This is a genomic window from Sphingomonas sp. Ant H11, from assembly GCF_000797515.1.
In the GTDB taxonomy this organism is placed as follows: domain Bacteria; phylum Pseudomonadota; class Alphaproteobacteria; order Sphingomonadales; family Sphingomonadaceae; genus Sphingomonas.
The window spans coordinates 1-25,599 of record NZ_JSBN01000040.1; the positions used below are offsets into that span (position 1 = coordinate 1).

Annotated in this window: 21 protein-coding genes and 7 pseudogenes; 18 read left to right on the plus strand and 10 right to left on the minus strand. The window is 61.7% G+C overall.

Annotated elements, in window-relative coordinates:
- Window positions 1–779 (plus strand): FAD-dependent oxidoreductase (locus NW75_RS08545; RefSeq protein WP_033964739.1); only part of this gene is annotated, 779 nt, incomplete at its 5' end.
- A gap of 144 nt (window positions 780–923) precedes the next feature.
- The gene (locus tag NW75_RS08550; RefSeq protein ID WP_052192315.1) at window positions 924–1,403 is read left to right on the plus strand and encodes an IS5 family transposase; all 480 of its coding nucleotides are present in this window, start codon (window positions 924–926) and stop codon (window positions 1,401–1,403) included.
- A 63-nt stretch (window positions 1,404–1,466) separates the two neighbouring features.
- On the opposite strand, the pseudogene NW75_RS26175 reads toward NW75_RS08550, so the two are convergent.
- Window positions 1,467–1,685: pseudogene (locus tag NW75_RS26175) on the minus strand (IS5/IS1182 family transposase); the annotation flags it as partial.
- Window positions 1,686–1,750: 65 nt separating this feature from the next.
- Between NW75_RS26175 and tnpC the strand changes: the two are divergent.
- Window positions 1,751–3,111 (plus strand): annotated as a pseudogene (tnpC, locus tag NW75_RS08555) (IS66 family transposase).
- A gap of 71 nt (window positions 3,112–3,182) precedes the next feature.
- Here tnpC and NW75_RS22830 read toward each other — a convergent pair.
- From NW75_RS22830 to NW75_RS08585, 8 genes and pseudogenes are all read right to left on the minus strand, one after another.
- Window positions 3,183–3,572, minus strand: coding sequence for a hypothetical protein (locus NW75_RS22830; protein WP_052192316.1), 390 nt, complete (start codon window positions 3,570–3,572; stop codon window positions 3,183–3,185).
- Window positions 3,526–3,867: a hypothetical protein gene (locus tag NW75_RS25050; protein WP_197057765.1), complete on the minus strand. Its 342-nt coding sequence runs from the start codon at window positions 3,865–3,867 to the stop codon at window positions 3,526–3,528. The genes NW75_RS22830 and NW75_RS25050 overlap by 47 nt, the downstream gene beginning before the upstream one ends.
- 255 nt (window positions 3,868–4,122) lie before the next feature.
- Complete coding sequence (locus NW75_RS23665; RefSeq protein WP_081988690.1) at window positions 4,123–4,386, minus strand: transposase; 264 nt, start codon at window positions 4,384–4,386, stop codon at window positions 4,123–4,125.
- Window positions 4,387–4,683: 297 nt separating this feature from the next.
- Window positions 4,684–5,433, minus strand: a complete 750-nt coding sequence (locus NW75_RS08570; protein ID WP_331386024.1) for an alpha/beta fold hydrolase — start codon at window positions 5,431–5,433, stop codon at window positions 4,684–4,686.
- Window positions 5,412–5,843, minus strand: a pseudogene (locus NW75_RS27715) (hypothetical protein); the annotation flags it as partial. The gene NW75_RS08570 and the pseudogene NW75_RS27715, both read right to left, overlap by 22 nt.
- Window positions 5,753–6,607, minus strand: a complete 855-nt coding sequence (locus tag NW75_RS08575; RefSeq protein ID WP_197057766.1) for a helix-turn-helix transcriptional regulator — start codon at window positions 6,605–6,607, stop codon at window positions 5,753–5,755. The pseudogene NW75_RS27715 and the gene NW75_RS08575, both read right to left, overlap by 91 nt.
- Before the next feature lie 119 nt (window positions 6,608–6,726).
- Window positions 6,727–7,398 carry a hypothetical protein gene (locus NW75_RS08580; protein WP_033964742.1) on the minus strand — a complete coding sequence of 224 codons (672 nt, stop codon included), beginning with the start codon at window positions 7,396–7,398 and terminating at the stop codon, window positions 6,727–6,729.
- Entirely contained in the window at window positions 7,395–8,267 is an 873-nt protein-coding gene (locus tag NW75_RS08585) for a hypothetical protein (protein ID WP_033964743.1), read from the minus strand. Before NW75_RS08585 ends, NW75_RS08580 begins: the two co-directional genes overlap by 4 nt.
- 1,142 nt (window positions 8,268–9,409) lie before the next feature.
- On the opposite strand from NW75_RS08585, the gene NW75_RS08590 reads away from it, so the two are divergent.
- The 5 genes and pseudogenes from NW75_RS08590 to NW75_RS08605 all read left to right on the plus strand — a co-directional run bounded on the left by NW75_RS08590 (window position 9,410) and on the right by NW75_RS08605 (window position 13,443).
- A complete protein-coding gene (locus NW75_RS08590) occupies window positions 9,410–10,666 on the plus strand; it encodes a cytochrome P450 (RefSeq protein ID WP_033964744.1) in 1,257 nt (418 codons plus the stop codon).
- Window positions 10,667–10,678: 12 nt separating this feature from the next.
- Window positions 10,679–11,554: an NAD(P)/FAD-dependent oxidoreductase gene (locus tag NW75_RS08595; protein WP_197057767.1), complete on the plus strand. Its 876-nt coding sequence runs from the start codon at window positions 10,679–10,681 to the stop codon at window positions 11,552–11,554.
- Entirely contained in the window at window positions 11,544–11,897 is a 354-nt protein-coding gene (locus NW75_RS25055; RefSeq protein ID WP_197057768.1) for an oxidoreductase C-terminal domain-containing protein, read from the plus strand. The genes NW75_RS08595 and NW75_RS25055 overlap by 11 nt, the downstream gene beginning before the upstream one ends.
- A 79-nt stretch (window positions 11,898–11,976) precedes the next feature.
- Entirely contained in the window at window positions 11,977–12,297 is a 321-nt protein-coding gene (locus NW75_RS08600; RefSeq protein WP_033964799.1) for a 2Fe-2S iron-sulfur cluster-binding protein, read from the plus strand.
- A 106-nt stretch (window positions 12,298–12,403) separates the two neighbouring features.
- Window positions 12,404–13,443 (plus strand): annotated as a pseudogene (locus NW75_RS08605) (IS110 family transposase).
- Between the two features lie 362 nt (window positions 13,444–13,805).
- On the opposite strand, the pseudogene NW75_RS26185 reads toward NW75_RS08605, so the two are convergent.
- Window positions 13,806–13,977, minus strand: a pseudogene (locus NW75_RS26185) (IS5/IS1182 family transposase); the annotation flags it as partial.
- A gap of 202 nt (window positions 13,978–14,179) precedes the next feature.
- Between NW75_RS26185 and NW75_RS08615 the strand changes: the two are divergent.
- The 10 genes and pseudogenes from NW75_RS08615 (at window position 14,180) to NW75_RS08655 (ending at window position 25,553) form a co-directional block, all read left to right on the plus strand.
- Window positions 14,180–15,391 (plus strand): alkane 1-monooxygenase, encoded by a 1,212-nt coding sequence (locus NW75_RS08615; RefSeq protein ID WP_033964747.1) that lies wholly within the window; start codon window positions 14,180–14,182, stop codon window positions 15,389–15,391.
- 166 nt (window positions 15,392–15,557) lie between these two features.
- Window positions 15,558–15,776 (plus strand): rubredoxin, encoded by a 219-nt coding sequence (locus NW75_RS23675; protein ID WP_081988691.1) that lies wholly within the window; start codon window positions 15,558–15,560, stop codon window positions 15,774–15,776.
- Entirely contained in the window at window positions 15,773–15,988 is a 216-nt protein-coding gene (locus NW75_RS08620; RefSeq protein ID WP_025549963.1) for a rubredoxin, read from the plus strand. Before NW75_RS23675 ends, NW75_RS08620 begins: the two co-directional genes overlap by 4 nt.
- A gap of 63 nt (window positions 15,989–16,051) precedes the next feature.
- Window positions 16,052–17,512, plus strand: a complete 1,461-nt coding sequence (locus NW75_RS08625; RefSeq protein WP_081988692.1) for an aldehyde dehydrogenase family protein — start codon at window positions 16,052–16,054, stop codon at window positions 17,510–17,512.
- A 48-nt stretch (window positions 17,513–17,560) separates the two neighbouring features.
- Window positions 17,561–19,189 (plus strand): GMC family oxidoreductase, encoded by a 1,629-nt coding sequence (locus tag NW75_RS08630; protein ID WP_033964749.1) that lies wholly within the window; start codon window positions 17,561–17,563, stop codon window positions 19,187–19,189.
- A gap of 298 nt (window positions 19,190–19,487) precedes the next feature.
- A pseudogene (locus tag NW75_RS08635) lies at window positions 19,488–19,963 on the plus strand (OmpW/AlkL family protein).
- Between the two features lie 191 nt (window positions 19,964–20,154).
- On the plus strand, window positions 20,155–21,273 hold the full coding sequence (locus NW75_RS08640; RefSeq protein ID WP_033964751.1) for a thiolase family protein: 1,119 nt from the start codon (window positions 20,155–20,157) through the stop codon (window positions 21,271–21,273).
- Complete coding sequence (locus NW75_RS08645) at window positions 21,209–22,060, plus strand: enoyl-CoA hydratase/isomerase family protein (protein ID WP_197057772.1); 852 nt, start codon at window positions 21,209–21,211, stop codon at window positions 22,058–22,060. Before NW75_RS08640 ends, NW75_RS08645 begins: the two co-directional genes overlap by 65 nt.
- An 18-nt stretch (window positions 22,061–22,078) precedes the next feature.
- Window positions 22,079–23,838: pseudogene (locus tag NW75_RS08650) on the plus strand (acyl-CoA dehydrogenase C-terminal domain-containing protein).
- A 26-nt stretch (window positions 23,839–23,864) separates the two neighbouring features.
- Window positions 23,865–25,553, plus strand: a complete 1,689-nt coding sequence (locus NW75_RS08655; RefSeq protein WP_052192318.1) for a long-chain-fatty-acid--CoA ligase — start codon at window positions 23,865–23,867, stop codon at window positions 25,551–25,553.
- Window positions 25,554–25,599: the final 46 nt, after the last annotated feature.

Consider the following 25,599-nt stretch of genomic DNA (forward strand, 5'->3'; position numbering starts at 1 on the left):
CGATCGTCGTGGTGGGGATGGGCGTGATCGGCGCGGAGGTCGCGGCGAGTGCCGTCCAGGCCGGATGTCGGGTCACCGCCGTGGAACCGGGCGGCGCGGCCATGCTGCGCACGCTGGGTGGCCGTTTCGGAGGGTGGTTATCGGAACTCCACAGGGCGCGGGGCGTGACCGCGCATTACGGAGTGGGCGTCTCTGCGCTGGAGCGGGAAGGCGGTACGGTACGCACCGTGATCCTGACCAACGGCGTGCGGCTGGAATCGGACGCCGTGGTGGTGGGCATCGGCGTCGATCCCAACGTCGAACTCGCGGCGGCCGCAGGCCTCCGTGTGGCCAACGGGATCGTGGTCGATGCGCAGGGCCGGACGAGCGATCCCCATGTCTGGGCAGCGGGCGACGTGAGCAACCAGCCCGGCTTCTTCGGCACGCGGGTCAGGCTGGAGACCTTTCAGAACGCGGCTGGGCAGGCGGACGTCGCGGCCGCTGCAATATTGGGTGGCGCTGGCGGCTATGTTCAGCCCTGCTGGTTCTGGTCCGACCAGTACGATTTCAACATCCAGGTCGCTGGACGCATCGACGACAGCTTGAGGCTGATATTGCGCGGCGACTTGGAGGGCGACAGCTTTACTGCCCTCTTTCTCTCGGATAAAATTGTAGAAGGTGTTCTTACCGTCAACCGGGGCGCGGACATGGCGGTTGGCCGACGGCTAGTTGGCAGGCGCGCGGTCGTCAACCTTGCCGCCGCGGGTGACGTGCAGGTTCCGCTCCGGAGCCTGATTTAACAGGTCGCTATTTAGCCCCTGTGGAGGTGCCTTCCGCCCAAGTGCGAAGTCGACATAAGCTAAGAAGTCAGCAACCTGGGCACCTCCATTTACTTCTCGCCAAACGGCTGCGGGCATGATTCATTGCTGACGAGGATCGGGAGCATGGCATGCGGCAATCGGGACTTTTTTGGCTTATCGGAGCATTTGAATCGGCTATCAGCGAATGGCGATCCGCTGGAGGAATTGAACGGGCTCATCGACTTTGAGATATTTCGCCCCGCTTTGGTAACGGCACTGTCCTACGGGGATGGCTCGCGGGGTGGTGGCAGGCCACCGTATGACGCGGTCCCGATGTTCAAAGTGTTGATCCTCGCGGCGCAGAACAACGTGAGCGACGCGCGCATGGAATATCTGATCCGCGACCGTTTGAGCTGGCTGCGTTTTCTTGGTTTCGATCTCGCCGCAGCGACGCCGGATGCCAACACAATCCGCATGTTCCGCGAGCGGCTGACCCATGCCGGGGCCATGGACCCGCTGTTTGCTGCCTTCGACCTGGAGCTCAAGACTCGCGGCTATCTTGTCGTCCGTGAAGAATGCGGTTTTGTGGAGTTCGCGCTGTCGCTGGAGAAAGTGTGGTTTTAAAATTCCCCGGTTTGATAGCGTGGCGCTTCAGGCGACGATTCTTGTTGGCAGGATGGCTGAGAACAGCGCCGTGATCAGCGCATGCCAAAAGGTAGTCAGCCATGCGATGAGCAGGCGCATGTTATGTCCGGCGGCGACCAGGATAGCGTTGATGGCGTCGCCGGTCGCGCCGGCCAGGTGATTGCGCTCGAGCAGTCCATCGCTCTTAGTATGGCCAATGATCGGCTCGACGGCATTGCGCCGACGCTGCTCCCGCTTGATTGTCGGTGACGCGATGCCACGTAATTGCTCACGGGGGTGGCAAAAAGGGGGTTGCGGCGAGACTCGGAATATGAGTCAAGATGCTCATGGAGCCGCCCTTTGGTTATCGCCTGACGGAAGCTGAGAAGGATGCGCTGCTGCTGGAGCAGGCGGCGGTGATCGAGCGCATGGCGGTTCGGATTTCGGAGCTTGAGGCGGCACTCAAAGGCAAGCCGAAGAAGACATCCTCGAACTCGCACACGCCGCCGTCTCAGGATGGTCCCGAGCGGCCGAACCGGAAGCGCAGCCCGATCCGACCGAAGCGGCCTCGCCCGTCACGGCCCGGTGTGTCCCGCCCGCTGAGCGAGAAGCCCGACAAGACGGAGCGGCGGATGGTTGGGGCCTGTCCGCATTGCGGGACGGACGTTTCGGGCGCGGTGCAGCGCTGCCGGCACCGTTATGATCATATCGATTTGCCGGCGATCCGGCCGGTGGTGACGCGGGTCGAACTGCTCGGTGGTCGCTGCAGCGACTGCGGGCGTCGCTACCGGGCCGAGGCGCCCGAGGGGATGGCGCCGGGCACGCCGTTCGGGCCGGGCATCCGTTCGCTGCTGCTCTATCTTCATCACAGCCATCATGTGAGCTTCGAGCGGCTGTCGCGGATGATGGCCGAGTTGTTCGGCCTGAGCATTTCCGAGGGCGCCATCGCCAATGGTTTTCGCCGGGCCGGGGCCGCGCTGACGACGGCCCGCGCGGCGATCAAGGACAAGCTGCTGGCCGCGCGGATGATCGCTTCGGACGAAACCACGACCCGGATCGACGGCGTCACCCACTGGCAATGGGTGTTCCTGTCCGACCAGGCGGTGCTCCACGAGATCGCGCCGCGCCGGGCGCGAAGCGTCGCCGAGGAGGTGTTGGGCGACTATCGGCCCGAAGTCTGGGTCTCGGATCGCTATGCCGGCCAGCAGGAACTCGGGCAGCGACACCAGGTCTGCCTCGCTCATGTGCTGCGCGATGTCCAATATGCCATCGACTGCGGCGATACTGTGATCGCTCCCAAGATCCGCGACCATCTGCGATGGGCGATCCGCGTCGGCAAGCGACGATCCGAATTGAAGGACAGCACGCTCACCGCCTATGCCGGAAAGGCTGACCGCAAACTCGACGCGCTCGTCGCTGTGCCCGCCGCACATCCCGCCAGCCGCAAACTGCAACGCCAGATCAAGGCGTGGCGCACCAAGTTCTTCGTCTTCCTCGCCGACCGCGACGTGCCGCCCACCAACAACATCTCTGAACGGGAGATCAGGCCCTCCGTCGTCTTCCGAAAGGTGACCAACGGCTTCCGATCAGACTGGGGGCTCAGATCCATGCCGGATACCGCTCCGTCACCGGTACCGCTCGCCTCCACGGACAGCCGCACTGGAACGCCATCCGCGATCTCGTCGATGGAAACTTCGCCATCGCCTGATAATGCTCATCGCCACCCCCGTGAGCAATTACGATGCCACGGCTGTGGGCGATGTAAACCTGAGCTTTGCCTTAATGTTTGTGGCCCCGATAGCCTCGATCGACATAGGCGCGCTCAACAGCCACCCCGGTGAGGCGCTCGATTTGCGTGATCTGGCCGGTGAGCGTGTGACCATCATAGGGGCTGCCGGGCAGTGCCTGCATGCCGACAATGAACCGGCCGCCGGCGGACCGCGCGTTGGTGACGGCGATCGAGGTCTTCACGCCGAACTCATAGCGTGTCCTGGCTTTTCCCTTGGCGATGCATTCGACCTCCGGCGCGTGCAGGGCGTAGAGCTTGTCGGTGTCGCCTGCCTTCTGTGTCAGAATCCTGGCGATCCGCTCACGTGGCACCGCAAAGGCAGCTTCCAGCGTATTATGGCCGGCGATCTTGCGGCCGATGTCGCGATCGAGGCGACCCACCCAGCCAGGTCCGCATCTTGCGCACCCAGCGCATCGCTTGTTTGTGGCCGCGACCATGGATGAGCCGGGATACGTCACGCTTGGCGCGGCGTCCCACCCGAAGGAATGACTGGCGCAGTGGGATGCCGTGCTTCTTGGCGAGCCGATTGAGCAGTTCGATGCCGCGCATCAGCAGGTGGCTGTCGGTCGGATAGGCAACAGCCTTGGTCTGTACCGTCGTATCGAGCGTCACGCATTCAAAAGCCTGCGGTGTCACCGCGTTCGTGCGTATCGCAACGTCCAGCGTCTGCGCCAACAGCAACTCCAGCTTCTCCGGCCCGATCCTTCTCGATCCGACGCGCGCTGCGCTCGCTGATACCGGCCTTGGCGGCCGCGACGGCCTGGGTGTGATGACGACGCTGAACCATAAAGAGATGTGCCTGCTGATCGAGAATGTGGAGGCCAGGCATCGGAACCTATCGTTGCTGTGTTCGATAAGCGTTCCAATACCACCACCCGGCGTCGCCCGATCAGAGCCCCGACAAGGGGCTTTGAAGATCGCCTTCGCCCGTCAGGCCCGCTCTCCGGTCGGGGCTTCGCCCCTCCCTGCGATCAGGCCTGACGGGCGAGCATACCGGCCATCATAGTTGTCGCTAAACCGGCCACCGTAGTTGTCGCCGCGCAGATGGCGCCATTGATAGATCTGGCTTCGCGACACATCGTAGCGCCGCGCGACGCGCGCCAACGTCTCTCCGTTCACTCCCACAGCGGCGACGATATCGAGCTTCTCCGCGTTGCTCCACCGACGACGCCGTTCCCGGCCCAATATCTCCACCGCCGTCCCTCGCTTTGGCTCAGGACGTCCATAACGACGTCCTTATGGACGTCCCTTACGCGCTCACATCACCGCAAGGCAGGCGGCCTCAACCGGTCGGTTACGTTGTTAGAGGTGGTTCGCCCTACACTGGTGATCCGAGGGTTGCTCGGGTGGGCCGAGCCGATCCTCACACGAGGAGGACGAACCTCATCGCAATTCACGATGCAACATGTTCGCAGGTCGTTGAGCGCATCATGGGGATCGGCTCTGAATTTCGGGTCGAGAGGAGTCAGGGCGAAGACGTTCGGTAAGGCTTCAGCCGTCATAGGCTCGCGTCTGCCGGTCCAGCCGCTCAAGAAATCCGACCGCGGCGCTGAGAAAGGCGTCGTTGCGATCACCAGCCACCATGTGCGACGCGCCGGCGACATCGGTGAACTTTCCGTTCGGAAGCTGCGCGACGAAGGTTTCCGCCGCCTCCCGAGAAACCAACTCGCTCAGCCGACCCCTGATGAGATGCACCGGAAGCGTCAAGCCGGTCAATCGGGCTTGGAACGCGTCGGCATCCCGCAAGGATCGACAGCTTTGCATGCCAGAGACAACGCCGGGATCCCAATGCCAGCGGAACCGCCCGTCATCGCCCTGCTGCAGGTTCTTGGCCAGTCCAGAATGATCCGCTGGCCGCGGTCGGTGAGGTAGATAGGCCGCAATGACGTCTGCAGCCTCTTCAAGGTTGCCGAATCCCTGGGCGACATGGGCGTTCATGAACTCCATGACCTTGGCGGCGCCGTCTGGGTCCATGTTCGGAACGATGTCGACCAGGGTGATCGAGCTGAAACCCCCGGGCGCGATCTCGGCCTCCGCGTACAGTCCGGCGAGACCGCCGAGCGACGCGCCGATCAACGCCGGACGGCCACCCATCGCGCGCGCGACCTCCGCGAGATCTTCCGAGAACCGCCGAATCCCGTATCGCCCGTCGGTGACCAGCCACTCTCGCCATGGCCGCGAAGATCGAGCGTGACCACTTCCCAGCCCCGATCCGCAAGCGCCGCCGCCGTCTTGGCCCAGGCATGCCGTGTCTGGCCGCCGCCGTGCGCCACGAGTACTGAGCCGCGCGTTGGCCGACCATGCATATCTGCGGCGAGGTCGAGGCCATCGGTTGTTCTGAAGATCGCTCGGCTTGGTTCATTCATAGGTGATCTCATTTCTGCGCCCGACCCGACAGCCCGCATTTTGATCGCCTCCACCGGGCGGTCCCGCTTAAGTGTTAGCGCATCGTTGTCTCCCTCGCCAGTGTTGGCTGCAGGTGGAGCGAAGCGGAACCGGAGGGTGATTTGGCGAAGGAACGACCTCTGAAATCGTGTAGCGCTCATGGTCGCGGGTAGTTTTACTGTAGAATTCCGAGCCTCTCCGATTCCAGCAGCGCTTGGACTCTGTTCTTGACTGCCAGTTTGGCAAATAGATTGCGAATGTGCCATTTGACGGTGTCTTCACTTATGCGATGCTTGGACGCGATATCACGATTAGAGAGGCCTTCTCTTATCCTTTGAAGCATCGCCAGTTCCTTTCTCGTGAGCACAACCGAAGTTGTGCTTCTCGGCGAGCGGACGCGATAGTCGCCGGGCGCGGGTTCTCGACGCCCCAATTCCTCCTCGCTCGGAATGAGATTCAACAGTGGCGTCGAGATGGGTCCAAGCGCTTCCAGATGCCACCGTTCATCGAGGAATGTGCGATAACATCCAAGTCGCGAAGCAATGGCGATCGCGTCGGCTACGCGCTGTTCAGACACGGCCGATCTTCCTGTCCCGGCACAAGCAACGGCGGTGCAAAGTAACGCCGCAACCTCCAGCCGGCCAAGTTCAAATCGGCGTGCATGGTCTAGAGCGACGTTTGCAAAGCGGTTGGAAAGGTGAAACTTCCCCTGTCGCGCCGCAATGCGCGCTTCGGTAAGCGATTGCCGTGCGCGGAGATACGGTCCATGTGTCGAGAGAAAAATTGGGTGATTGTGGTTCGGCAAGGTGGAGAGCGCCTGCTCCGCGCTCTCTGCAACGAACATATCCGCGAGCGTCAGTCGCGCCAGGACCTCAAGCCGGACGAAACCAGATTCTCCCGCTATCACGCGCATCTCGTTAAGAAGCTCGGCAGCACGTTTTTGGATTGCCCTTGCAGCGGGCAATTGCTGCAGCGGTGCGATAGGCCGAGAATGTAAAATCGACAATGCCATGCCGCCGTACAAAATCAAGAATCTCGTCGACGTGTGCTTCTATGCCGTCAAGTTGGTTCGCCTCGTACTGAATTTCTAGTTCCAGCGTGTTCAGAAGGTTTACTGAGAAAGGGGTCGTGTTGATTTGAGCATTTTCGTCACCGCGCGCTTTTTTTGAGTAAGGCAGCACCTGCGCGCATATCTCCTCTTGAAAGCTCGGCGAGAATCATGGCGCCGTAAAGCCATCCCAGTGCGTAGTGGTGATCCGCGATGTTGTTTACCGATGACGTCTCCAAGGACAGTGTCCTTAAATCACCAAACCGGTGCTCGCTGGCCGCAAGGAAGCAAAGACAGGTGAGCACAGCACCTTTGCTGACGAGGTCCGCCTCGTTATAGACTTTCATCCAGGCTTCGCACTGCCGCCGACTTTCCGACAGATTGTCGCCGGTTGCTTCTCCGATGGCTTCGATGAGGTCGCACCAGCACTCTATTTGTCGGCGTACTTGTTGATCAAGACCGCTAAGTTCCGTGGCCCGCAAATCGGCCAACAGCCCACTCGCCCGCCGGTGGTCGTGACTAAAAATCTGGGCCCAGGCCAGGCCAAGGGCGATTGTTGGAGAACCCGAAATGACAGCAGCGGAAAAACTGCCTTGCCAAAACTGGATTTGATCTATCTCGCCTTCCCGCAGAGCAATATCCATCATATTTTCAGACGCAACATCAGCGGCCGATTCGTTCTCACCCGCGCGTAAGGAGAGATTGATGCTGTCGCGAATGTTGTTGTTTTGTCTTTGCCATTGGGCGGCGCGGGCGAGCAGGTTCGGCTTCAAGCGGGGTTCTCCACCGAGAATCTGTGCTCTAGAAATTCACGAAGCAAAGGGTGGAACTCATAAGCTGTCTGCGATCGGTCCAGAGGCTGGAGAAGCATCTGCTCGGTGGAAAGTTTGTCTATAAAATAAGCCGCATCGTTTCGTTGGAACGCATGGTTGAAATATTCTGCTGATACCGATCCAAGAATGGAGGCGCAGAGACAAAATTCTCGAATATCATTCGGAAGTGAGTGTAGTATTGTGCTCCGGAAATATTTATCCAAGTCAATATCTACGCCTGTGATGCTGTTGACTATAAGGCGATTGGTTGAGTGGTTCTCCGATGCTGCTTGCATCAAAAGGCAGAATATCTCTGGCCAGCCTTGGGTGCGCTTCCAAAGCGAATAAGTTTCAACTTCTGAGGCTGCTCGCCTTTCCTCGGTGAGCCCGACTGCTTTTGCTTCGTCGAAATTGAAGGCAAGCGCGTCATGTCTTAGCTCGTGGGTTTCTCGCCGCGCTTTCATGCGCGCAAAGCCGATGTCTGCCGAGCTTGCCGCGATGAATTCCACTTCGGCTGGCGTCGCCAGCATGAAGGCCTCGATCTCGTCTATCGAATGCAGATCAAATTCGAGATCATCGAAACAGATGAGAACCTTCGATCCTAGTCGATCCTTGGTCTCCCATAGCCAAGTGGCGAGGTCATAGAGGCTGCGAGGACATTCTCTCGGCCGCGGCGGGGGCGGCGTGTCGTGGCCGCCGGCCTCTTGGGTAGCGGCGAGCTGCGCGCAGATACGGTCCGCGAGGAGTTGCAGATCGCCCCGGCATTCTTTGATGGAAACCCATGCCGCCGCAGCACAGGCTTGCCGACGATCGGCCCAATGCTGTGCCATCGCGACAGTCTTTCCGTAACCTTGAGGCGCGCGAAGGAGATAGCAGCGCGTCGGCTTTTCGGCAGCGAAGAGGCGAGGGCGCGAAAGGCATCCGGAGGCCAACGACGCCACTCGCTCATTGATAGAGCCTGTGGGAGGCTGTGCCCTTTGTCGCGGGCTAGAGTCGGTCTCCCGAGGCCGCATCTCAAATCCGAGCGGATGAGTCGACGCAGGCTCATCCGCTCGAATGCCTCTCACTTTCGCAGATGCTGTGTCTGTTTTTACATGCGTCATCGGGGCGGAACTATAGCAGCAGGCCGCCCGTGTGCAATCCAGAACCACTCTTTAGTGTGGGCTTTGGGCCGATTGGGTTGGCCGACCGCAGGCCCTCACTCGCCGTTCGTATGCGTTCAAGGCAGTGTCCGTGTCATCAACTTTCAATCTCCGGCTGTTAGTTAGGCTGCGATCTCCGCGATCTCCTTCAGGGCGAAGGCGGGTTGCCCAGCTCGGGACTTCGCCCGTCGAGAGATGAACTGCCTTGGTTTGACGCGTCAGCTTTTCCGCGCGAACACCAGGTCGGAGGCCAATGCCGTGTCCGGCGCAGAATTCCACCGGCTTCAAGGGGAGCGATGCGGCGCCGGGACGTTCCGGAGCCACGCTTTGGACAGCGGCGGGCGATGATAAGGCGCGATGAGTTCCTCGCCGACCAGCGTTACGGCTCCCTCAAACCAATATTGACGAAGCAGGGCGGTGACCGTTTCCCCCGGCGTGGCCCGCGCCAAAGATCACCACATGCGCGTCCGATCGGCTCACAGAAGCCCTCTCGCCCAAACCGAGCGCCTCGCGCGCGATGTCAAAGCACCCGCCGCGCCTGCGAGCCTGCTCCAAGCATAAGGGGGCCTGAAGGGGAGGGGTTGAAAACCACACTTTAGTGGGGTTGTTCCGTGCCTTGCCGAACCCCATTCGCTGAGGACTGTCAATTAGAACTGATTTTAGAACACAGTGAATGTGTCTTCCAATGGGATGAGGAGAACGCCGGATGAGCACCATCGCATGAAATCCGTCCACCGAACCGGCGCCAGCACCTTGCTGGTATCGAAGCCCGCCGCTGCGCCCAAAAAGAAGACTAGGAGACTAGAGATGACTCAGAAGGAGACCAGGAGATGACTCAGGCTGCTGCGACCGCCGATCGCGCCGATGCATATTCGATTCCGCTGGACAGGATCAACGTCGCCGATCCGGCGCTGTTCCGCGACAACATGATGTGGCCCTACTTCGAGCGCTTGCGCAAGGAAGATCCGGTTCACTACTGCAATGACAGCCAGTACGGGCCGTACTGGTCGGTCACCAGGTTCAAGGACATCATGAGCGTGGAAACCAACCACAAGGTGTTCTCGTCCGCGTCCCGCTCCGGCGGCATCACGATCATGGACAACAATGCGGCGGCGTCGCTGCCGATGTTCATCGCGATGGATCCGCCCAAGCATGACGTGCAGCGCAAGACGGTGACCCCGATCGTCGCGCCGGAAAACCTCGCCAAGCTCGAAGGCCTGATCCGTCAGCGCACCCAGAATGCACTCGATGCGCTGCCGGTCGGTGAGACCTTCAACTGGGTCGAGCGCGTCTCGATCAACCTGACCGCGCAGATGCTGGCGACGCTGTTCGGATTCCCGTTCGAGGATCGCACCAAGCTGACGCACTGGTCAGACGTCACGACTTGCGAACTCGGCACCTGCGGGGTCGAGACCGAAGAGCAGCGCATCAAGGAGATCCAAGAGTGCGGGGCCTATATGACCAAGCTGTTCAACGAGCGTGCGAACTCTGATCCGCAGCCCGATCTGCTGTCGATGCTGGCGCACTCGGAAAACACCCGCAACATGAGCCCGGAAGAGTTCATGGGCAACATGGTGCTGCTGATCGTCGGCGGCAACGACACCACCCGCAACTCGATGAGCGGTGGCCTGCTCGCGCTCAATGAGAATCCGGAGGAATACCGCAAGTTGTGCGCGGACCCGACACTGATTCCGTCGATGGTATCGGAAATCATCCGCTGGCAGACGCCGCTGGCGCACATGCGCCGCACGGCGCTGGAAGACTTCGAACTCGGCGGCAAGCAGATCAAGAAGGGCGATAAGGTCGTGATGTGGTACGTCTCGGGCAACCGTGACGGCGACGAGATCGAGAACGCCGACCGGTTCATCATCGACCGTGCCAATCCGCGTCATCACCTGTCGTTCGGCTTCGGCATCCATCGCTGTGTCGGCAATCGCCTCGCGGAGATGCAGTTGCGCGTGCTGTGGGAGGAAACGCTCAAGCGATGGCCGAAGCCCGGGCAGATCGAGGTCGTGGGCGAGCCGCGCCGGGTTTTCTCGACCTTCGTCAAGGGCTTCGAGGCGCTGCCGGTCCGGATCAATGCCTGAGCGATCGACGCAATGAGCGCGAACGTCGTGATCGTCGGCGGCGGGCACGCCGGTGGGCAGGCGGTGGCCAGCCTGCGGCAGGGTGGCTTTGACGGGGACATCACCCTCGTCACGGCCGAACAGAGCCTGCCGTACCAGCGGCCGCCGCTGTCCAAGGCCTACCTCGCCGGCGAGTTGCCGCGCGAGCGCCTGCTGATGCGGCCGTCCGCCTTCTACGAGGGCGCGGGAGTCGATGTGCGTCTGGGCATCGAGGTGACCGGCCTCGACGCGGGGCGCCGTAGCCTGACGCTGTCGGACGGAGGGCAACTGACGTACGATCATATGATCCTGGCTACCGGCGGCCGGCCGCGGCCGTTGCCGTGTCCGGGCGCGGATCACCCGGCCGTGCACTATCTGCGCACGATCGCTGATGTCGACGCGATGCGTCCCCGCTTCGTTCCGGGCGCGTGCATCGTAATCGTCGGTGCCGGTTACATCGGTCTGGAGGTGGCGGCAGTCGCGATCAAGCACGGGCTGCGGCCGGTCGTCCTGGAAATGGCGCCGATGGTGCTGGCGCGCGTCGCCAGCCCGGAGGTCGCTGGCTTCTTCGAAAACGTTCATCGCGGTGCTGGTGTGGATCTCCGCACCGGTGCCGCGGTCAGCGCGATCGACGACCGGGACGGCAAGGCGGTGGTGGTGTCGATGGCGGGTGGCCGGATCGAGGCCGATCTGGTCGTCGCCGGTGTCGGCCTGCTGCCGAACGTCGAGCTGGCGCAGGCGGCCGGGATCGACTGCGACAACGGTATCGTCGTCGACGCGTTCTGCCGGACGTCGGTACCGGGGGGTCTATGCGGTCGGCGACTGCAGCAACCATCCAAGCCGCCTGTACGGCCGGCGCTTGCGTCTTGAATCCGTGCACAACGCTCTGGAGCAGGCCAAAACGGCGGCGGCTGACATCTGCGGTAATCCGCTGGCGTACGACCAGGTGCCGTGGTTCTGGTCCGATCAGTACGAGCTCAAGCTGCAGACGGCCGGTCTGAGTCAGGGTTACGACCAGGTCGTGATCCGGGGCAACATGGCGACGCGCTCGTTTGCGGCGTTCTACATGAAGGACGGACGGCTGCTGGCGGTCGACGCCGTCAACCGGCCGGTTGAGTTCACCCTGGCCAAGCGCTGGATCTGGGACGGCAAGGCGCCGTCGCCGCAGCAGTTGGGTGACGACAGCATCGAAGCAAAGGCGCTGGCGGTCTGATTTCATACGCGGCCGAGTGCCGCATCACCAATTTTTTTCGAATTTCCGCATGGTGCGGATCACCACTAAAGGATACAATGTGACCAAGATCACCTTTATCGAGTTCGACGGAACCGAGCGGAGCATTGATGCCGAAAACGGCCAGTCGTTGATGCGGTCGGCGGTCGATAACCTGGTGCCCGGCATCGACGGCGACTGCGGTGGTGCCTGCGCCTGCGCGACCTGCCACTGCTACATCGAGGGTCCGCTGGCGGAAAAACTGTTAGAAATCGGAGAGACCGAGCGCTCGATGCTGGAGATGGCCGAGGGCGTTACCGCCGCGTCGCGGTTGGCGTGCCGGATCACCGTGTCCGGCGATCTTGATGGCTTGGTCGTGCGCACCCCGCAAGGGCAGCACTGACAGATGGGTGATTGGGCCCCAGCCCTGAGTCGGTGGGGTGGCTGCCTCTCGCAGATGGTAAAACGTGGTCCGCACCGAGCGGCCACAACCATGAGGAGGAGCAACCATGCGCCCTTATGCCGGACTGGAGGTATCGTTGGAAGATACCGCGATCTGCATTGTCGATGAGACCGGCAAGGTGGTTCGCGAGCTGCGTGGGGCCAGCGAGCCCGATCTGCTAATCGAAACGCTGGCCACCACCGGTCTGGAGTTCGAATGCATCGGACTGGAAGCGTGCTCGCTCTCGTCGTGGCAGCATCAGGGTCTGACGCGCGCTGGGCTGCCGGCGCTGTGCATCGAAACGCGGGCGGCAAAGGCGGCAATGGGCGCGATGCCGAACAAGACCGACCGCAACGACGCCCGCGGCCTGGCGCAGATCATTCGCACCGGCTGGTATCGTGCGGTCCTTGTGAGAGGACGCCAAGCCGATCGGCACGTGCGCTGCTCGGCGCAGGTCGGACGATGCTGAACAAGCAGCGCGACCTCGAGAATGCAATCCGCGCTGTGCTTCGTGAGGTCGGCTCGAGCTCGGCACACCATCCCGCAAGCTGTTCGCTGGTCGGGTCCGCGAGCTCGTATCGGCGGATGCCGCCATCTCCGACATCGTCGAGCCGCTGCTGGCTGTGCTCGACACGATGGCGCGCCAGATCGAGCAGCTGACGAAGCGCGTGCTGGACGCGGTCAAAGTCGAACCGATCTGCCGCCGGTTGATGACGGTGCCAGGCGTCGGGCCGCTAACCGCGCTGGCCTTCCGGGCGACGGTCGATCGGCCGGAGCGCTTTCGACGATCCCGCGACGTCGGCGCCCATCTCGGTCTCACGCCCCGGCGGTACCAGTCCGGTGATACCGACATCCAGGGACGCATTAGCCGATGCGGTGCGGTAACGTGCTTGCGCGCGCCGCGCTCTACGAGGCAGCACACACGCTGCTGAGGCGCTGCCAGAAATGGTCGACGCTCGAAGCCTGGGGGGATGCGCGTCGCCCAACGCCGCGGCATGGCGAAGGCGCGTGTCGCCGTGGCGTGCAAGCTGGCCGTCATCCTACATCGCATGTGGCGATCACGCAGAGTTCCGCTTGGGCAAAGCGCCAGCGCTTGCGGTAGCATGAGGAGACACGAACCAGATCTCGCCTGAAGAGGCGGGTAGCGGTCGTTCCCATGGGGACGATGGGCGGGATGATCTCGTTGAGAGTCCGGATCCTCGGCATTGCCGAAGGTCGCGAAAACAGCTTGAGGCATCTCGCTCTCCTGACCCCATCATGCGGCAGCCCAGCGCTGACCGCGGAGAGAAGCGAGTGATCCATGCGGACGGTCACGAATATGAGGAAGCAGCTTGACCCGAGGACCCCCAATCAGAGAGGACTCTCAGTTCACCGTTTCAGCCGGTGCGTCACTGCGGCGCCCAAGCGGCACGTCGCTCCGAGAACACGCGGTCCGCTAGGCTCTGCACAGAGGTTTTAACGGGTTGGGCGTCATAAGGCGGGCCGCCGCTCTTGCTGCGGTCCGACCGCACAAGGGCTGCATCCAGCACCGGCCGGAACAGTTCGAAGTCCACTACCGCGCTCAGCCAATCCAGCAGTTCGCCGGTCGCCGACAATGCCTCAAGCCGCCCCATCCACATCGAAGAAACCGCGCTGTACCATCGCTGCCTCCCGCTCTCGCCGGTGGCAGTGAATCGCCTCACGCGGTTAAAGGCTGCAGGATTTTAGAGGCGCCCGGCTAAAACCACACTTTAGTGGGGTTGTTCCGTGACCTTGATGAATCCAATTTGGTGGGAACGGGCAATGAGAGCCGATTTAATAAGTCCAGTGAAGTGTGTCTTCATTGAGATGAGGAGAGTACCTGATGAGCACCATCGCACGAGATCCGTCTCCCTATACCGCGCCTGATCGCTATGTCGACAGGAAGCGCTATCTATGGATGTTGTCGGTCGTCTGGCCAGCGGCGCCGCTGATTGGCCTCTACCTTGTCAGCGTGACCGGGTGGAGTGTGTTTTACGCCTTTACGCTGGTCGTCTGGTATGCCGTCATCCCGGCGCTGGACGTCTTGTTTGGAAATGATCCGAATAACCCCCCGGAGGCGGCCGTGGCCCGTCTCGAGGCGGATCGGTATTATCGAGTTCTAACCTATCTTACCGTCCCAGTGCATTATGCCTCACTCATCGTCTCGGCATGGTGGGTGGTGACCAAGCCGATGGCCTGGTGGGAAGTTGTCGCGCTTGCGCTGTCTTTGGGCATCGTCAACGGCCTGGCTCTGAACACCGGCCATGAATTGGGACACAAGAAGGAAGCCTTTGACCGCTGGATGGCCAAGATCGTTCTGGCCGTGGTGGGTTACGGCCATTTCTTCATCGAGCACAATAAAGGCCACCATCGCGACGTTGCGACCCCCGAGGATCCCGCTACGTCCAGGATGGGAGAAAGCATCTATAAATTTTCGCTGCGCGAAATTCCGGGCGCCTTCAAGCGCGCCTGGAATCTGGAAAAGGTGCGGCTGGAGCGCTTGAACAAGGGAATCTGGAGCCTGGACAACGAAATCATCCCGCCGCTGCTGATTACAATCGTCCTTTACACGTCCCTGTTGCTGGCGTTCGGACCCGACCCCAAGCTGCTGGTGTTCTTGCCTATCCAGATCGCCTTTGGATGGTGGCAGCTGACCAGCGCTAACTACATCGAGCACTATGGGTTGTTGCGCGAAAAAATGGCGGACGGACGTTATGAACGCGCCCAGCCCCGGCATTCCTGGAACAGCAATCACATCGCCTCCAATCTGATCCTGTTCCATCTCCAAAGGCACTCCGATCACCACGCCCACCCGACCCGCAGCTATCAGTCGCTCCGGGACTTTGAGGGCCTGCCGGAGTTGCCGAGCGGCTACCCCGGCATGTTCTTCATGGCGCTGATTCCGCCTGTGTTCCGATCTGTCATGGACCGCCGCGTCGTGGGATGGGCTGACGGCGATCTTGGCAAGATTCAGATCGACGGCGCGCGCAGGAAGAAGATCGAACGCAAGTTTGGTGCTGCTTCACACCGGCCGACGCGGGCGGCCGCCGAATAGTCGCCTGCCTTGGCGACTAGCCGAGGAGCTCGTTCCGAGTCTCCTCGGCCGGCAGTCGCGGGCCGCGATGGCGTCCTGAAAAGGGCGTGCCGCGCGATCGCATCCTCGTCAGCGGCCTGTCCCGAAGGTTTTTAAAAACTCAAGTCGACAAAAGGAACAAGGCGCCATGGCGCGGTATCAGTGTCCCGATTGCAGCTACATCTACGATGAACTTAGGGGTGAGGCCCACGAGGGATTCCCGCCCAATACGTCTTGGGCGCAAATCCCCGAGGATTGGGCCTGTCCCGATTGCGCAGTGCGCGACAAAGCCGATTTCATCCCTCTGGACTCGGGCGAGGTCGGAGACGAGGCGGGGCCTCAATCTGGTTCCGGAGCCGAACGATGACCAAGGGCGACCAGGAGGCGGAACCGTCAGGTGCCGTCGAAACCGTGCCGTTCGCGAAATGGCACTGCGTGACCTGCGGCCATATCTACGATGAGGCCCTCGGTGATCCCGATACGGGCGTGGCACCTGGCACCCGTTGGGCAGATGTACCCGCCGATTGGTACTGCCCGGACTGCGGCGCGACCAAGGAAGATTATGACCTTTATCGGTGACTCATTCGGGCGGACACTTGTCTTCCCGCTTTGCAACCTTGCGAATTCCTTGAGGAGGGCCGAGTGAACGTTCATGCAGTCACCGCGACCACCGCGGCACCGATTCATCCCGACGGCGACGGCGAGATCGATTCCCTGTTCTCATCGCACCGCCGATCGGCCGTAGAGAACAGGACGAAATTCACGCTAAAAGCGCGACTGGCTATGTTGTCGCGACTAAAGGCAACGATGAAGACCCGGGAAGACGAGATTATCCGAGCTCTCTACACGGATTTCAGGAAGCCAGAATCCGAGGTGCGTCTGACCGAACTGTTCCCGGTCTATCAGGAAATATCGCATGCCCGGCGCCACCTCCGATCCTGGCTGAGACCGCACCGGGTTCACGGCTCTTTGGGGATGTTCGGAATCGCGGCCGAGGTCCGCTATCAGGCCAAGGGCGTCTGTCTGATAATTTCCCCGTGGAACTATCCGGTGAATCTCAGTTTCGGGCCGCTGGTGTCCGCGCTTGCGGCCGGAAACACCGCCATCATCAAGCCTTCCGAACTGACGCCGGCGACGTCCGCCCTGATCAGGGACATCGTCGAGCAAACCTTCCCCCGGGATCTGGTCGCCGTCTGCGAGGGCGACGTCCAGGTTTCGCAGGCCTTGCTGGATCTGCCCTTCGACCATATCTTCTTCACGGGCAGTCCCCAGGTCGGCAAGATCGTGATGGCGGCCGCGGCGAAACATTTAACATCCGTGACGCTTGAACTCGGGGGCAAGTCCCCGACCATCGTCGATTCGACCGCGAATATCGAGCAAGCCGCTCGCAAGATCGTCTGGGGCAAGTTCGCCAATAACGGCCAGACCTGCATCGCTCCGGATCATGTCTATGTCGCTCGAGACCAGGCCCCGGCGCTGATTGATGCGCTGCGGCTCGAGATCAGGCGGGTCTACGGGCAAACGGACGGCCAGCAGAAAACCGGGCCGGACTATTGCCGAATCGTGAACCGGCGGCATTTCGAGCGCCTGACTGCCTTGGCCGATGACGCCACATCGCGCGGCGCGACCGTCCTGGAAGGCGGAGACCGAGATCCAGGCCAGAACTATTTCTCGCCGACCATACTCGGCGGGACGACGCCGCAGATGGCGATTTCCCAGGAAGAAATATTCGGTCCGGTTCTTCCGATCATCGAGTATGATGACATCAGCGTCGTTGTCGATGCGATCAACGCGGGTCCAAAGCCGCTTGCCATCTATGTCTTCAGCAACGACGCCGCCGTTCGCGAGGATATCATACTGAGTACCAGCTCAGGTGGCGTCTGCGTGAACAACAATGTCGTCCAATTCTTGCATCCCAACCTGCCGTTTGGCGGTGTGAACAACAGCGGTATCGGCACGGCACACGGATTCTACGGCTTCAAAGCCTTCTCCCATGAACGTGCGGTTCTGAGAGACAAATTCTCTGTCCTGCGCCTTCTATTCCCGCCGTACACCCCGGCCGTAAAGAAGCTGATCAATCTAACCGTCCGCTTTTTGGGTTGAATCGAGAAACAAGAGAGCGGCGTCGGTAGCTGCCGTCTGGAGATCAGGATGTTTGACTATATTATTGTTGGAGCGGGATCTGCCGGATGCTTGTTGGCGGAGCGGTTGTCAGCCAATCCCAGGACGCGGGTCTGTCTGCTTGAGGCGGGCCCGTCCGACCGCAGCCCGCTGATTCACATGCCCATCGGGATAGCGCTGCTGGCAAAGAGCAAGACTCTCAATTGGGCATTCGAAACACAGCCACAGGCCAATCTTGGCGGTCGACGGCTGTTTTGGCCGCGCGGCAAAACCCTTGGCGGATCGAGTTCGATCAATGCGATGGTCTATATTCGCGGGCACCGGGATGACTATGATTCGTGGGGCGAGGCAGCCGATCCGATCTGGTCTTATGACAATGTACTGCCGCTATTCAGAGCAATGGAGTCCAACGAAAGATTTGGAACCGACGCGTTTCATGGCGGCGACGGTGAGCTTCACGTCAGTGACCTGCGAACCCGCAACCCCTTGAGCGATGCCTTCGTCGAGGCTGGACAACAGGCCCAGTTTCCGCGTGCCGTCGATTTCAACGGGGAGACGCAGGACGGCGTCGGCCTGTACCAGGTCACCCAGCACAAAGGCCGGCGCTGGAGTTCCGCGCGCGCCTTTCTTTCCAAAGCCAAGGGCCGGCCCAATCTACGGATAGTCACGGGCGCGCGGGCTACCCGGATCATTCTGGAGGACCGCAAAGCGGTCGGCGTGACCTATGCCGTGGGGGGCAAACTCGTCGATGTGCGAACCAGGGAGGGTGAGGTCATTCTTTCGGGCGGCGCCGTCAATTCCCCGCAACTACTGCTGCTTTCCGGTATCGGCGACGCAGCCGAGCTGAACGCATTCGGTATTCCGGTGGTCGTCGACCTTCCGGCAGTCGGAAAGAATCTTCAGGATCACCTCGATATCACAATCATGCATGAGGCGAACGACCATACACCGATCGGCATCGCACCGTCATTCATCCCGCGTGCGCTGTCCGGAGCGTTTTCTTACGCCTTCCTCCGAAAGGGCTTCTTAACGAGCAACGTCGCCGAGGCGGGCGGCTTCGTCAAAAGCACACCTTCGCGGAGTCGGCCGAATCTACAGTTTCATTTTCTCCCCACGCTTTTGAAGGACCATGGGCGCGAAATTGCGTTCGGGTATGGCTATACATTGCATGTCTGCGATCTTCTCCCCAAGAGTCGGGGCCGCATCGGGCTCACAAGCCCCAACCCGCTCGACGATCCGCTGATCGATCCAAGCTATCTCTCTGCCCCCGAAGACATCGAGACCATGGTCGCGGCGGTGAAGATCGGCCGGCAAATTCTGTCGGCGCCGTCAATGGCGGCCTTCTCGAAAACCGAACTGGTCCCTGGGCCAGCGGTCCAGAGCAAGGCGGATATCGTGGCGGATATCCGTCGGCGAGCGGAGACGATCTATCATCCTGTGGGAACATGCCGGATGGGACGAGACCCTCAGTCGGTCGTCGATCCGTCTCTCCGGGTGCGTGGCGTGCAAGGTCTTCGCGTCGTCGACGCCTCGGTGATGCCGACGCTGGTCGCCGGAAACACCAATGCCCCGACGATGATGATTGCGGAAAGAGCTGCCGAGCTCATTCTTGGGGAAACGAAACTCGCACTCAGCACCGACATGGAGGCAGCCCGCTAACTCGTCGCAGAAATAGGACGACAGTTGGAACCGTATAGATCCATCAAAAAATGCCGATCCAGAATAGTGGCGGCCCATAGGGAGGATAATTTCATGAGAAAAAATGCAGCACATACCTATACAAGGCTTGCGCAATACACCGCCGCTCTCGCCGTCTTGAGTGCCTCCCTCAACCTGCGTGGGCCCAGGACTCGGGAGATTTCAAGCGGTGGGCAGTAAGTGTGAATGCAACCCGGGTCTGGTGAGTGAGAATGCGCCCGACATCACCTTGGCGGGAGGGCATGTCCCCGGCTCGAATGTGAGGATCGGAGACGCAACGACGGTGACCGCTGATATCGGATATTTCGTCACGCCCAATATTGCCGGAAATTTGTTTCTCGGCGTACCACCGACCGCGCAAATTGACGGCGCCGGTTCGCTTGAGCCGCTCGGAACAGTGGCCAAAGTCAACTATGGACCCATCATCTTGTCGGCCCAGTACCATTTCAACAATCTTGGCAAGGTTCATCCCTATCTGGGAGTGGGGGTCGGACGGATCATCTTTCTGAATGCGCGTGACAGGGCTTTGGCTAATTTCAGCATTGACGACAGTTGGGCGCTGCGGCTCAGGTGGGTGTTCGGTATGAGCTTGGCGCAGAATGGATGCTGAACGCCGACGTTCGATACGTTCCCTTCTCCACGCACGCCACCGGTTCACTGGGTGGAGCGCCTGTCCGGACCCGTTTGGACATCGACCCGGTCCTGACCAGCGTCGGAGTAACTTACCGGTTCTAGATTCGATCGGGCGCTTCTTAACGGGCGGTCTGAATTTCAAGGGGAAATCCGAGTGTCGAGTCTGATGATGGACCGCCCGTTGATGATCTCGCAGCTTACTTCGCTCAACTGTCCTCCATGCCTATGCCATCAACGGCGCGAGAATGCCCCAGATCTGACGGTCGATAACTAACACATCAAGGAAGACCGGAATGGCCGAAGCCTATATCGTCGATTATCTGCGCACGCCGTTCGCTCCGGCCTACAGGGGTGCGCTCGCCCCGGTCCGACCCGACGATCTCGCTGCCAGCGTCATCGCGGCGCTCGTAGCCCGAGCGGGATTCCCGGCCGACGAGATCGAGGACGTCAATCTCGGCTGTGCTTTTCCGGAAGGTGAGCAGGGGCTCAACATCGCTCGCTGCGCCGCGCTGACCGCCGGCCTGCCGCAATCGGTCGGCGGCTCCACGGTCAACCGCTGGTGCGGCTCTTCCATGCAGGCCATCCAGATGGCCGCCGGCGCGATCGCCATGGGAGCTGGCGACGCCTTCATCGCCGGCGGTGTCGAATCCATGAGCCGCGTACCGATGATGGGTTTCAATCCTCAACCCAACCCCGGTTGGACGGATGCTCAGCGGCTCGTCTTCCTCAACATGGGTCTTACCGCGGAGACCCTGGCGGAACGCTACTGCCTTTCCCGCGAGGTGCAGGATGCCTATTCGCTCGAAAGCCAAAAAAGCGCTGGCGGCGCGGGCGGACGGCAGGCTGGCTGCGAGATATCCCCGGTCGGCGATATCGCTTCCGATGGTTGTCCGCGGGAAACGGATGCGGAGAAGCTTGCCGGATTGAAGACGGCGTTCAAGGTCGACGGCTCCGTTACCGCTGGCAACTCGTCGCCGCTCACCGATGGCGCCTCCGCGACGCTCGTCTGCTCCGCTGACTTCGTCAGGCGGCACGGGCTCGATCCGCTAGCGCGTGTGGCGGGTTACGCGATTACGGGTTGTGCTCCAGAGATCATGGGCATCGGACCTGTCGAGGCGAGCCGAAAGGCCTTGAAGCGAGCCGGCATCTCCGTGGCTGACCTCGACGTTGTGGAGATGAACGAGGCCTTCGCCGCGCAGGTCCTCGCCTGCTGTCGCGATCTCGGGATCGATCCGGCCAGTCTCAACCGGGATGGCGGTGCCATCGCGCTCGGTCATCCGCTCGGCGCCACGGGCGCGCGTCTGGTGGGCAAGGCGTCGAGCGTGCTGAAGCGCGATGGCGGACGTTATGGGCTGGCCACCCAGTGCATCGGGGGAGGACAAGGCATCGCTATGGTCCTGGAAGCGGCCTGATGAGGGTGATTGCCGAAGCCGCCGTGATCGGCGCGGGCGTTATGGGTTCCGGCATCGCGGCCCATCTGGCAATGCCTTCATCGATCGGGGTCACGCTACCTTCAGGGCGATCAAATATGCCCCGTTCCCGGTCGTCGGCGCACTCGCGGCGATGGCGTTCGGCGGCGGCTGCGAGATCCTGCTCCATTGCAGTGCAATCCAGGCGCATGCCGAGGCGTCGATCGGTCTCGTCGAGACGAAGATCGGCGTCGTCCCCGGCTGGGGCGGCTGCAAGGAGATGTTGATCAGGCAGTACGCACTGACAGCCGCACCGCACGGCCCTGTGGCGCCCGCGATCGCCGCCTTCAATCTGATCACATCGGCCAGGGTCTCCGGGAGCGCCTTCGAGGCGCGCAATCTCGGTTTGCTGAGGGTAACCGACGGTATCACCATGAACCGGGACCGACTGCTCGCCGATGCGAAGCGGAAGGCGTTGGATCTCGTGCCCGGCTACTCGGCTCCGGAAAGGCCGAAGATCGCGTTGGCCGGTCTATCGGGAGCGCCCGCCATCCGCAACCTGCTGGATAGCGAGGGGATCGCCGGTCGCGCCACAGCGCATGATCGGGTCGTGGGCATTGCCCTGATCGACACCCTGACGGGCGGTGTCAGCGCCGATCCGCTGAAGCCGGTCGGCGAAGACGAGATTACCGCGATGGAAAAGCGCGCGTTCATCGCCCTGTGCGGGACGCCGGGGACAGTGGCCCGCGTGAAGCACATGCTTGCGACCGGCAAGCCGCTGCGCAACTGACGAGAGAAAGACAGAACAATGACATCCTATGCACCGCCTGTCAGCGACATAACCTTCCTGCTCGGAGAGGTCTTCGACTTCGACGGCCTGATGCGGAGGCTGCCGGGCCACGAAGACGTCAACGCGGACCTCGCTGTCTCGATTCTCGATGAGGCTGGCAAGTTCTGCGTCGGCGTGCTCGAACCGCTGAACCGGTCCGGCGACGAGGAGGGCTGCCGGCTTGAAAACGGGGCCGTCTCCACGCCGAAGGGCTTTCCCGAAGCCTATCGGGCATTCGTAGAGGCCGGCTGGGCCGGTCTTTCGGGCGATCCGGAATATAGCGGCCAGGGTCTGCCGCGCGTCGTACAGATACTGGTCGATGAGATGATCTCCTCCGTGAACCTGTCCTTCGGCCTGTTCCCCGGGCTCACCCGAGGCGCGGTGGAGGCGATCTCCCGCCACGCGAACTCGGACCTCAAGGCGACCTATCTGCCGAAGATGATCTCCGGCGAATGGACTGGCGCAATGGCGCTCACCGAAGCCGCGGCCGGTACCGACCTCGGCCTTTTGACAACGAAGGCAGAGCCCGTTGGCGACGGCTCCTATCGGATCAAGGGCACGAAGATATTCATCTCCTCCGGCGACCATGACTTCGGCGGCAATATCATCCACCTGATCCTCGCGCGCTTGCCGGGCGCGCCGAAGGGGGTCAAGGGCATCAGCCTGTTCCTGGCTCCGAAGTTCCTCATCGGGAAGGACGGTTCGCTCGGAGCGCGCAACGACATGTCCGTCGGGTCGCTCGAACACAAGATGGGCATTCACGCGCAGCCGACCTGCGTCATGAACTACGACGGCGCGATCGGTTGGCTCGTCGGCGAGGCGGGCCGCGGCCTCAACGCCATGTTCACGATGATGAACGCCGAGCGTCTTTTTGTCGGCATCCAGGGACTCGGCATCGCAGAAGCGGCGAACCAGAAGGCCACGGGCTACGCACGCGAGCGCCTTCAGGGCCGTTCTTCAGACGGCACCCGCGGTCCCGTTGCGATTATCGAACACCCCGACGTACGCAGGATGCTGCTGACCGGCCGCAGCCTGGCCGATGCCTCCCGGGCGCTGGCGATCTGGACCGCCATGCAAATGGACATCGCCGCCCGGCATCCTGACGAGGCCGCGCGCAGGGAAGCCGACGGGTTCGTGGCACTGCTCACGCCGGTTGTGAAGGCAGCGTTCACCGATTTCGGCTTCGAGACGGCCGTGGCCTCGCAGCAGGTGCTCGGCGGCCACGGCTACATCCGCGAATGGGGCATGGAGCAGTTCGTCCGAGACGCGCGCATTACGCAGATCTACGAGGGCACCAACGGCGTTCAGGCGCTCGACCTCGTCAGCCGCAAGTTGCCGGTGGAGGATGGCGCGCTGGCCTCGCGCTTTTTCGCGCTCATCGAGCAGGATCTGCGTACAGCTGCGGATTTACCCGCAGCGGGTGTCATCACGAAGGCCACTGCCCGGGCGCTCGGCCGCCTGGAAACCACGACGCGCCACCTTCTCGCGGCGCGAGCCGCGCCCGCGGAGGCCGGAGCTGCCGCCGCCGATTATCTGCGCCTTTTCGCACTCGTGCCTTCGGCTGGGTGTGGGTCCGGATGGCGGCCAAGGCGGCCACCGGACAGACTCCGCTTCATCGCCGCAAGCTGGCGACCGCGACGTTCTTTGCAGAGCGGGTGCTGCCGCAGACGCTCTGGCTGGAGGCGGCAATCATCAGCGGGGCAGCGTCTTTGATGGATATCGAAGCCGAACTGCTTTGATCAGAAATTCCTTGGGAGGAAATGTGATGCTTGGACAGATGATGCACTCGCCGCTGCTCGTGTCGTCGATTCTGCGACACGCGGCGGCCTATCACGGCGACACGGAGGTCGTATCGCGCACGGTGGAAGGGCCGATCCACCGCTATACCTATGCCGAGCTTTCAAGGCGCGCGCAGAAGCTCGCCAATGCCCTCGGACGCCTCGGCCTCGAAAACGGCGACCGGGTCGGAACACTGGCCTGGAACGGCTATCGGCACATGGAGCTCTATTATGGCGTGTCCGGATCCGGCCTCGTTTGCCACACGATCAACCCGCGCCTCTTCCCAGAGCAGATCTCCTATATCATCGCGCATGCCGGAGACAGGATCCTCTTCTCGGACCTGTCGTTCCTGCCGATCCTCGAAGTGCTGGCGGACAGGCTGAAGGACCTGAAGGCCGTCGTCATCATGACCGACGAAGCCCATATGCCGAAATCCGAGATACTTCCCGGTCTCGTCTGCTACGAGACACTGATCGCGGGAGAATCGGACGAATACGAGTGGCCGGATCTCGATGAGAATACTGCGTCGGGCCTGTGCTACACCTCCGGGACTACGGGCGAGCCCAAGGGCGTGCTCTACAGCCATCGGTCCAGCGTATTGCACGCCATGACCTGCGCGCTGCCCGATGTGCTGGGACTCTCGGCCCTGGATTCGGCCTCTCCGATCGTGCCGATGTTCCACGTCAATGCCTGGGGTGTCCCTTTCGCGGCACCGATGGTCGGCGCCAAGCTTGTTCTGCCGGGGCCGAGGCTGGACGGCGCCAGCCTGCATGAGTTGTTCGAGCAGGAAGGCGTGACATTTACCGCCGGTGTGCCGACCGTTTGGCTCGCACTGCTGGACTGGATGGACTCGCACGCCCAATCGTTCACAAGTCTGAAGCGCGTCGCGATCGGGGGTTCCGCTTCGCCTCCGATCATGATCAGCCGCTTCCAGAACAAGGGTGTCATGGTCCGGCACGCCTGGGGGATGACCGAGACCAGTCCGATCGGCCTCGCCGCGACGTTGAAGACGAAGCACGAAGGACTACCGGCCGAACAGAAACTGGCGCTGCAGGCCAAGCAGGGACGGCCGCTTTTCGGCATGGAGTTCTGCATCAAGGGCGCCGATGGCGAGCCGATCGCGAGGGACGGCAAGAGCTTCGGTTCGATGCTCGTGCGCGGCCCCTGGGTCGCTGCCGGCTACTACAACAGCCCCATCAGCCCGGCGCACGCGGCCGAGGGCTGGTTCGACACCGGCGACGTCGTGACCATGGATGCCGATGGTTTTATCCAGATCGTCGACCGCACCAAGGATGTGGTTAAATCCGGCGGCGAATGGATTAGCTCGATCGAGCTGGAGAATATTGCCCAGGCCCATCCGGCCATCAAAGAGGCCGCTGTCGTCGGCAAGCCGGACGAGCGCTGGGGCGAGCGCCCGGTGCTCATCGTGCAGCTCAAGCCGGAGATGAATTTCTCACGTCAGGACATGGTCGAACTGTACACGGGTAAGATCCCCAAATGGAGTATTCCGGACGATGTGCTGGTCGTCGAGGAGCTGCCGCATACCGCGACCGGGAAGCTGCTGAAGACAGCCATCCGCGAGATCGTCGTGAAGGAACTGCAGGTGGGATCGCTGGACGAAGGTACCGCAGGAGGCGACCTGGATCGGCATCCGGCGCCCGGCAGAGCTTCATAGCGAAGCTCCCCACATCGGGCAGATAAACACGAACTCGACACTGCCC

Coding starts and splice junctions, on each gene's coding strand:
- NW75_RS08550 (WP_052192315.1), top strand. CDS start 924: ATGGCATGCGGCAATCGGGACTTTTTTGGCTTATCGGAGCATTTGAAT.
- NW75_RS08585 (WP_033964743.1), bottom strand. CDS start 8,267: ATGGCACAGCATTGGGCCGATCGTCGGCAAGCCTGTGCTGCGGCGGCA.
- NW75_RS08590 (WP_033964744.1), top strand. CDS start 9,410: ATGACTCAGGCTGCTGCGACCGCCGATCGCGCCGATGCATATTCGATT.
- NW75_RS08595 (WP_197057767.1), top strand. CDS start 10,679: ATGAGCGCGAACGTCGTGATCGTCGGCGGCGGGCACGCCGGTGGGCAG.
- NW75_RS08615 (WP_033964747.1), top strand. CDS start 14,180: ATGAGCACCATCGCACGAGATCCGTCTCCCTATACCGCGCCTGATCGC.
- NW75_RS23675 (WP_081988691.1), top strand. CDS start 15,558: ATGGCGCGGTATCAGTGTCCCGATTGCAGCTACATCTACGATGAACTT.
- NW75_RS08620 (WP_025549963.1), top strand. CDS start 15,773: ATGACCAAGGGCGACCAGGAGGCGGAACCGTCAGGTGCCGTCGAAACC.
- NW75_RS08630 (WP_033964749.1), top strand. CDS start 17,561: ATGTTTGACTATATTATTGTTGGAGCGGGATCTGCCGGATGCTTGTTG.
- NW75_RS08640 (WP_033964751.1), top strand. CDS start 20,155: ATGGCCGAAGCCTATATCGTCGATTATCTGCGCACGCCGTTCGCTCCG.
- NW75_RS08645 (WP_197057772.1), top strand. CDS start 21,209: ATGGGCTGGCCACCCAGTGCATCGGGGGAGGACAAGGCATCGCTATGG.
- NW75_RS08655 (WP_052192318.1), top strand. CDS start 23,865: ATGCTTGGACAGATGATGCACTCGCCGCTGCTCGTGTCGTCGATTCTG.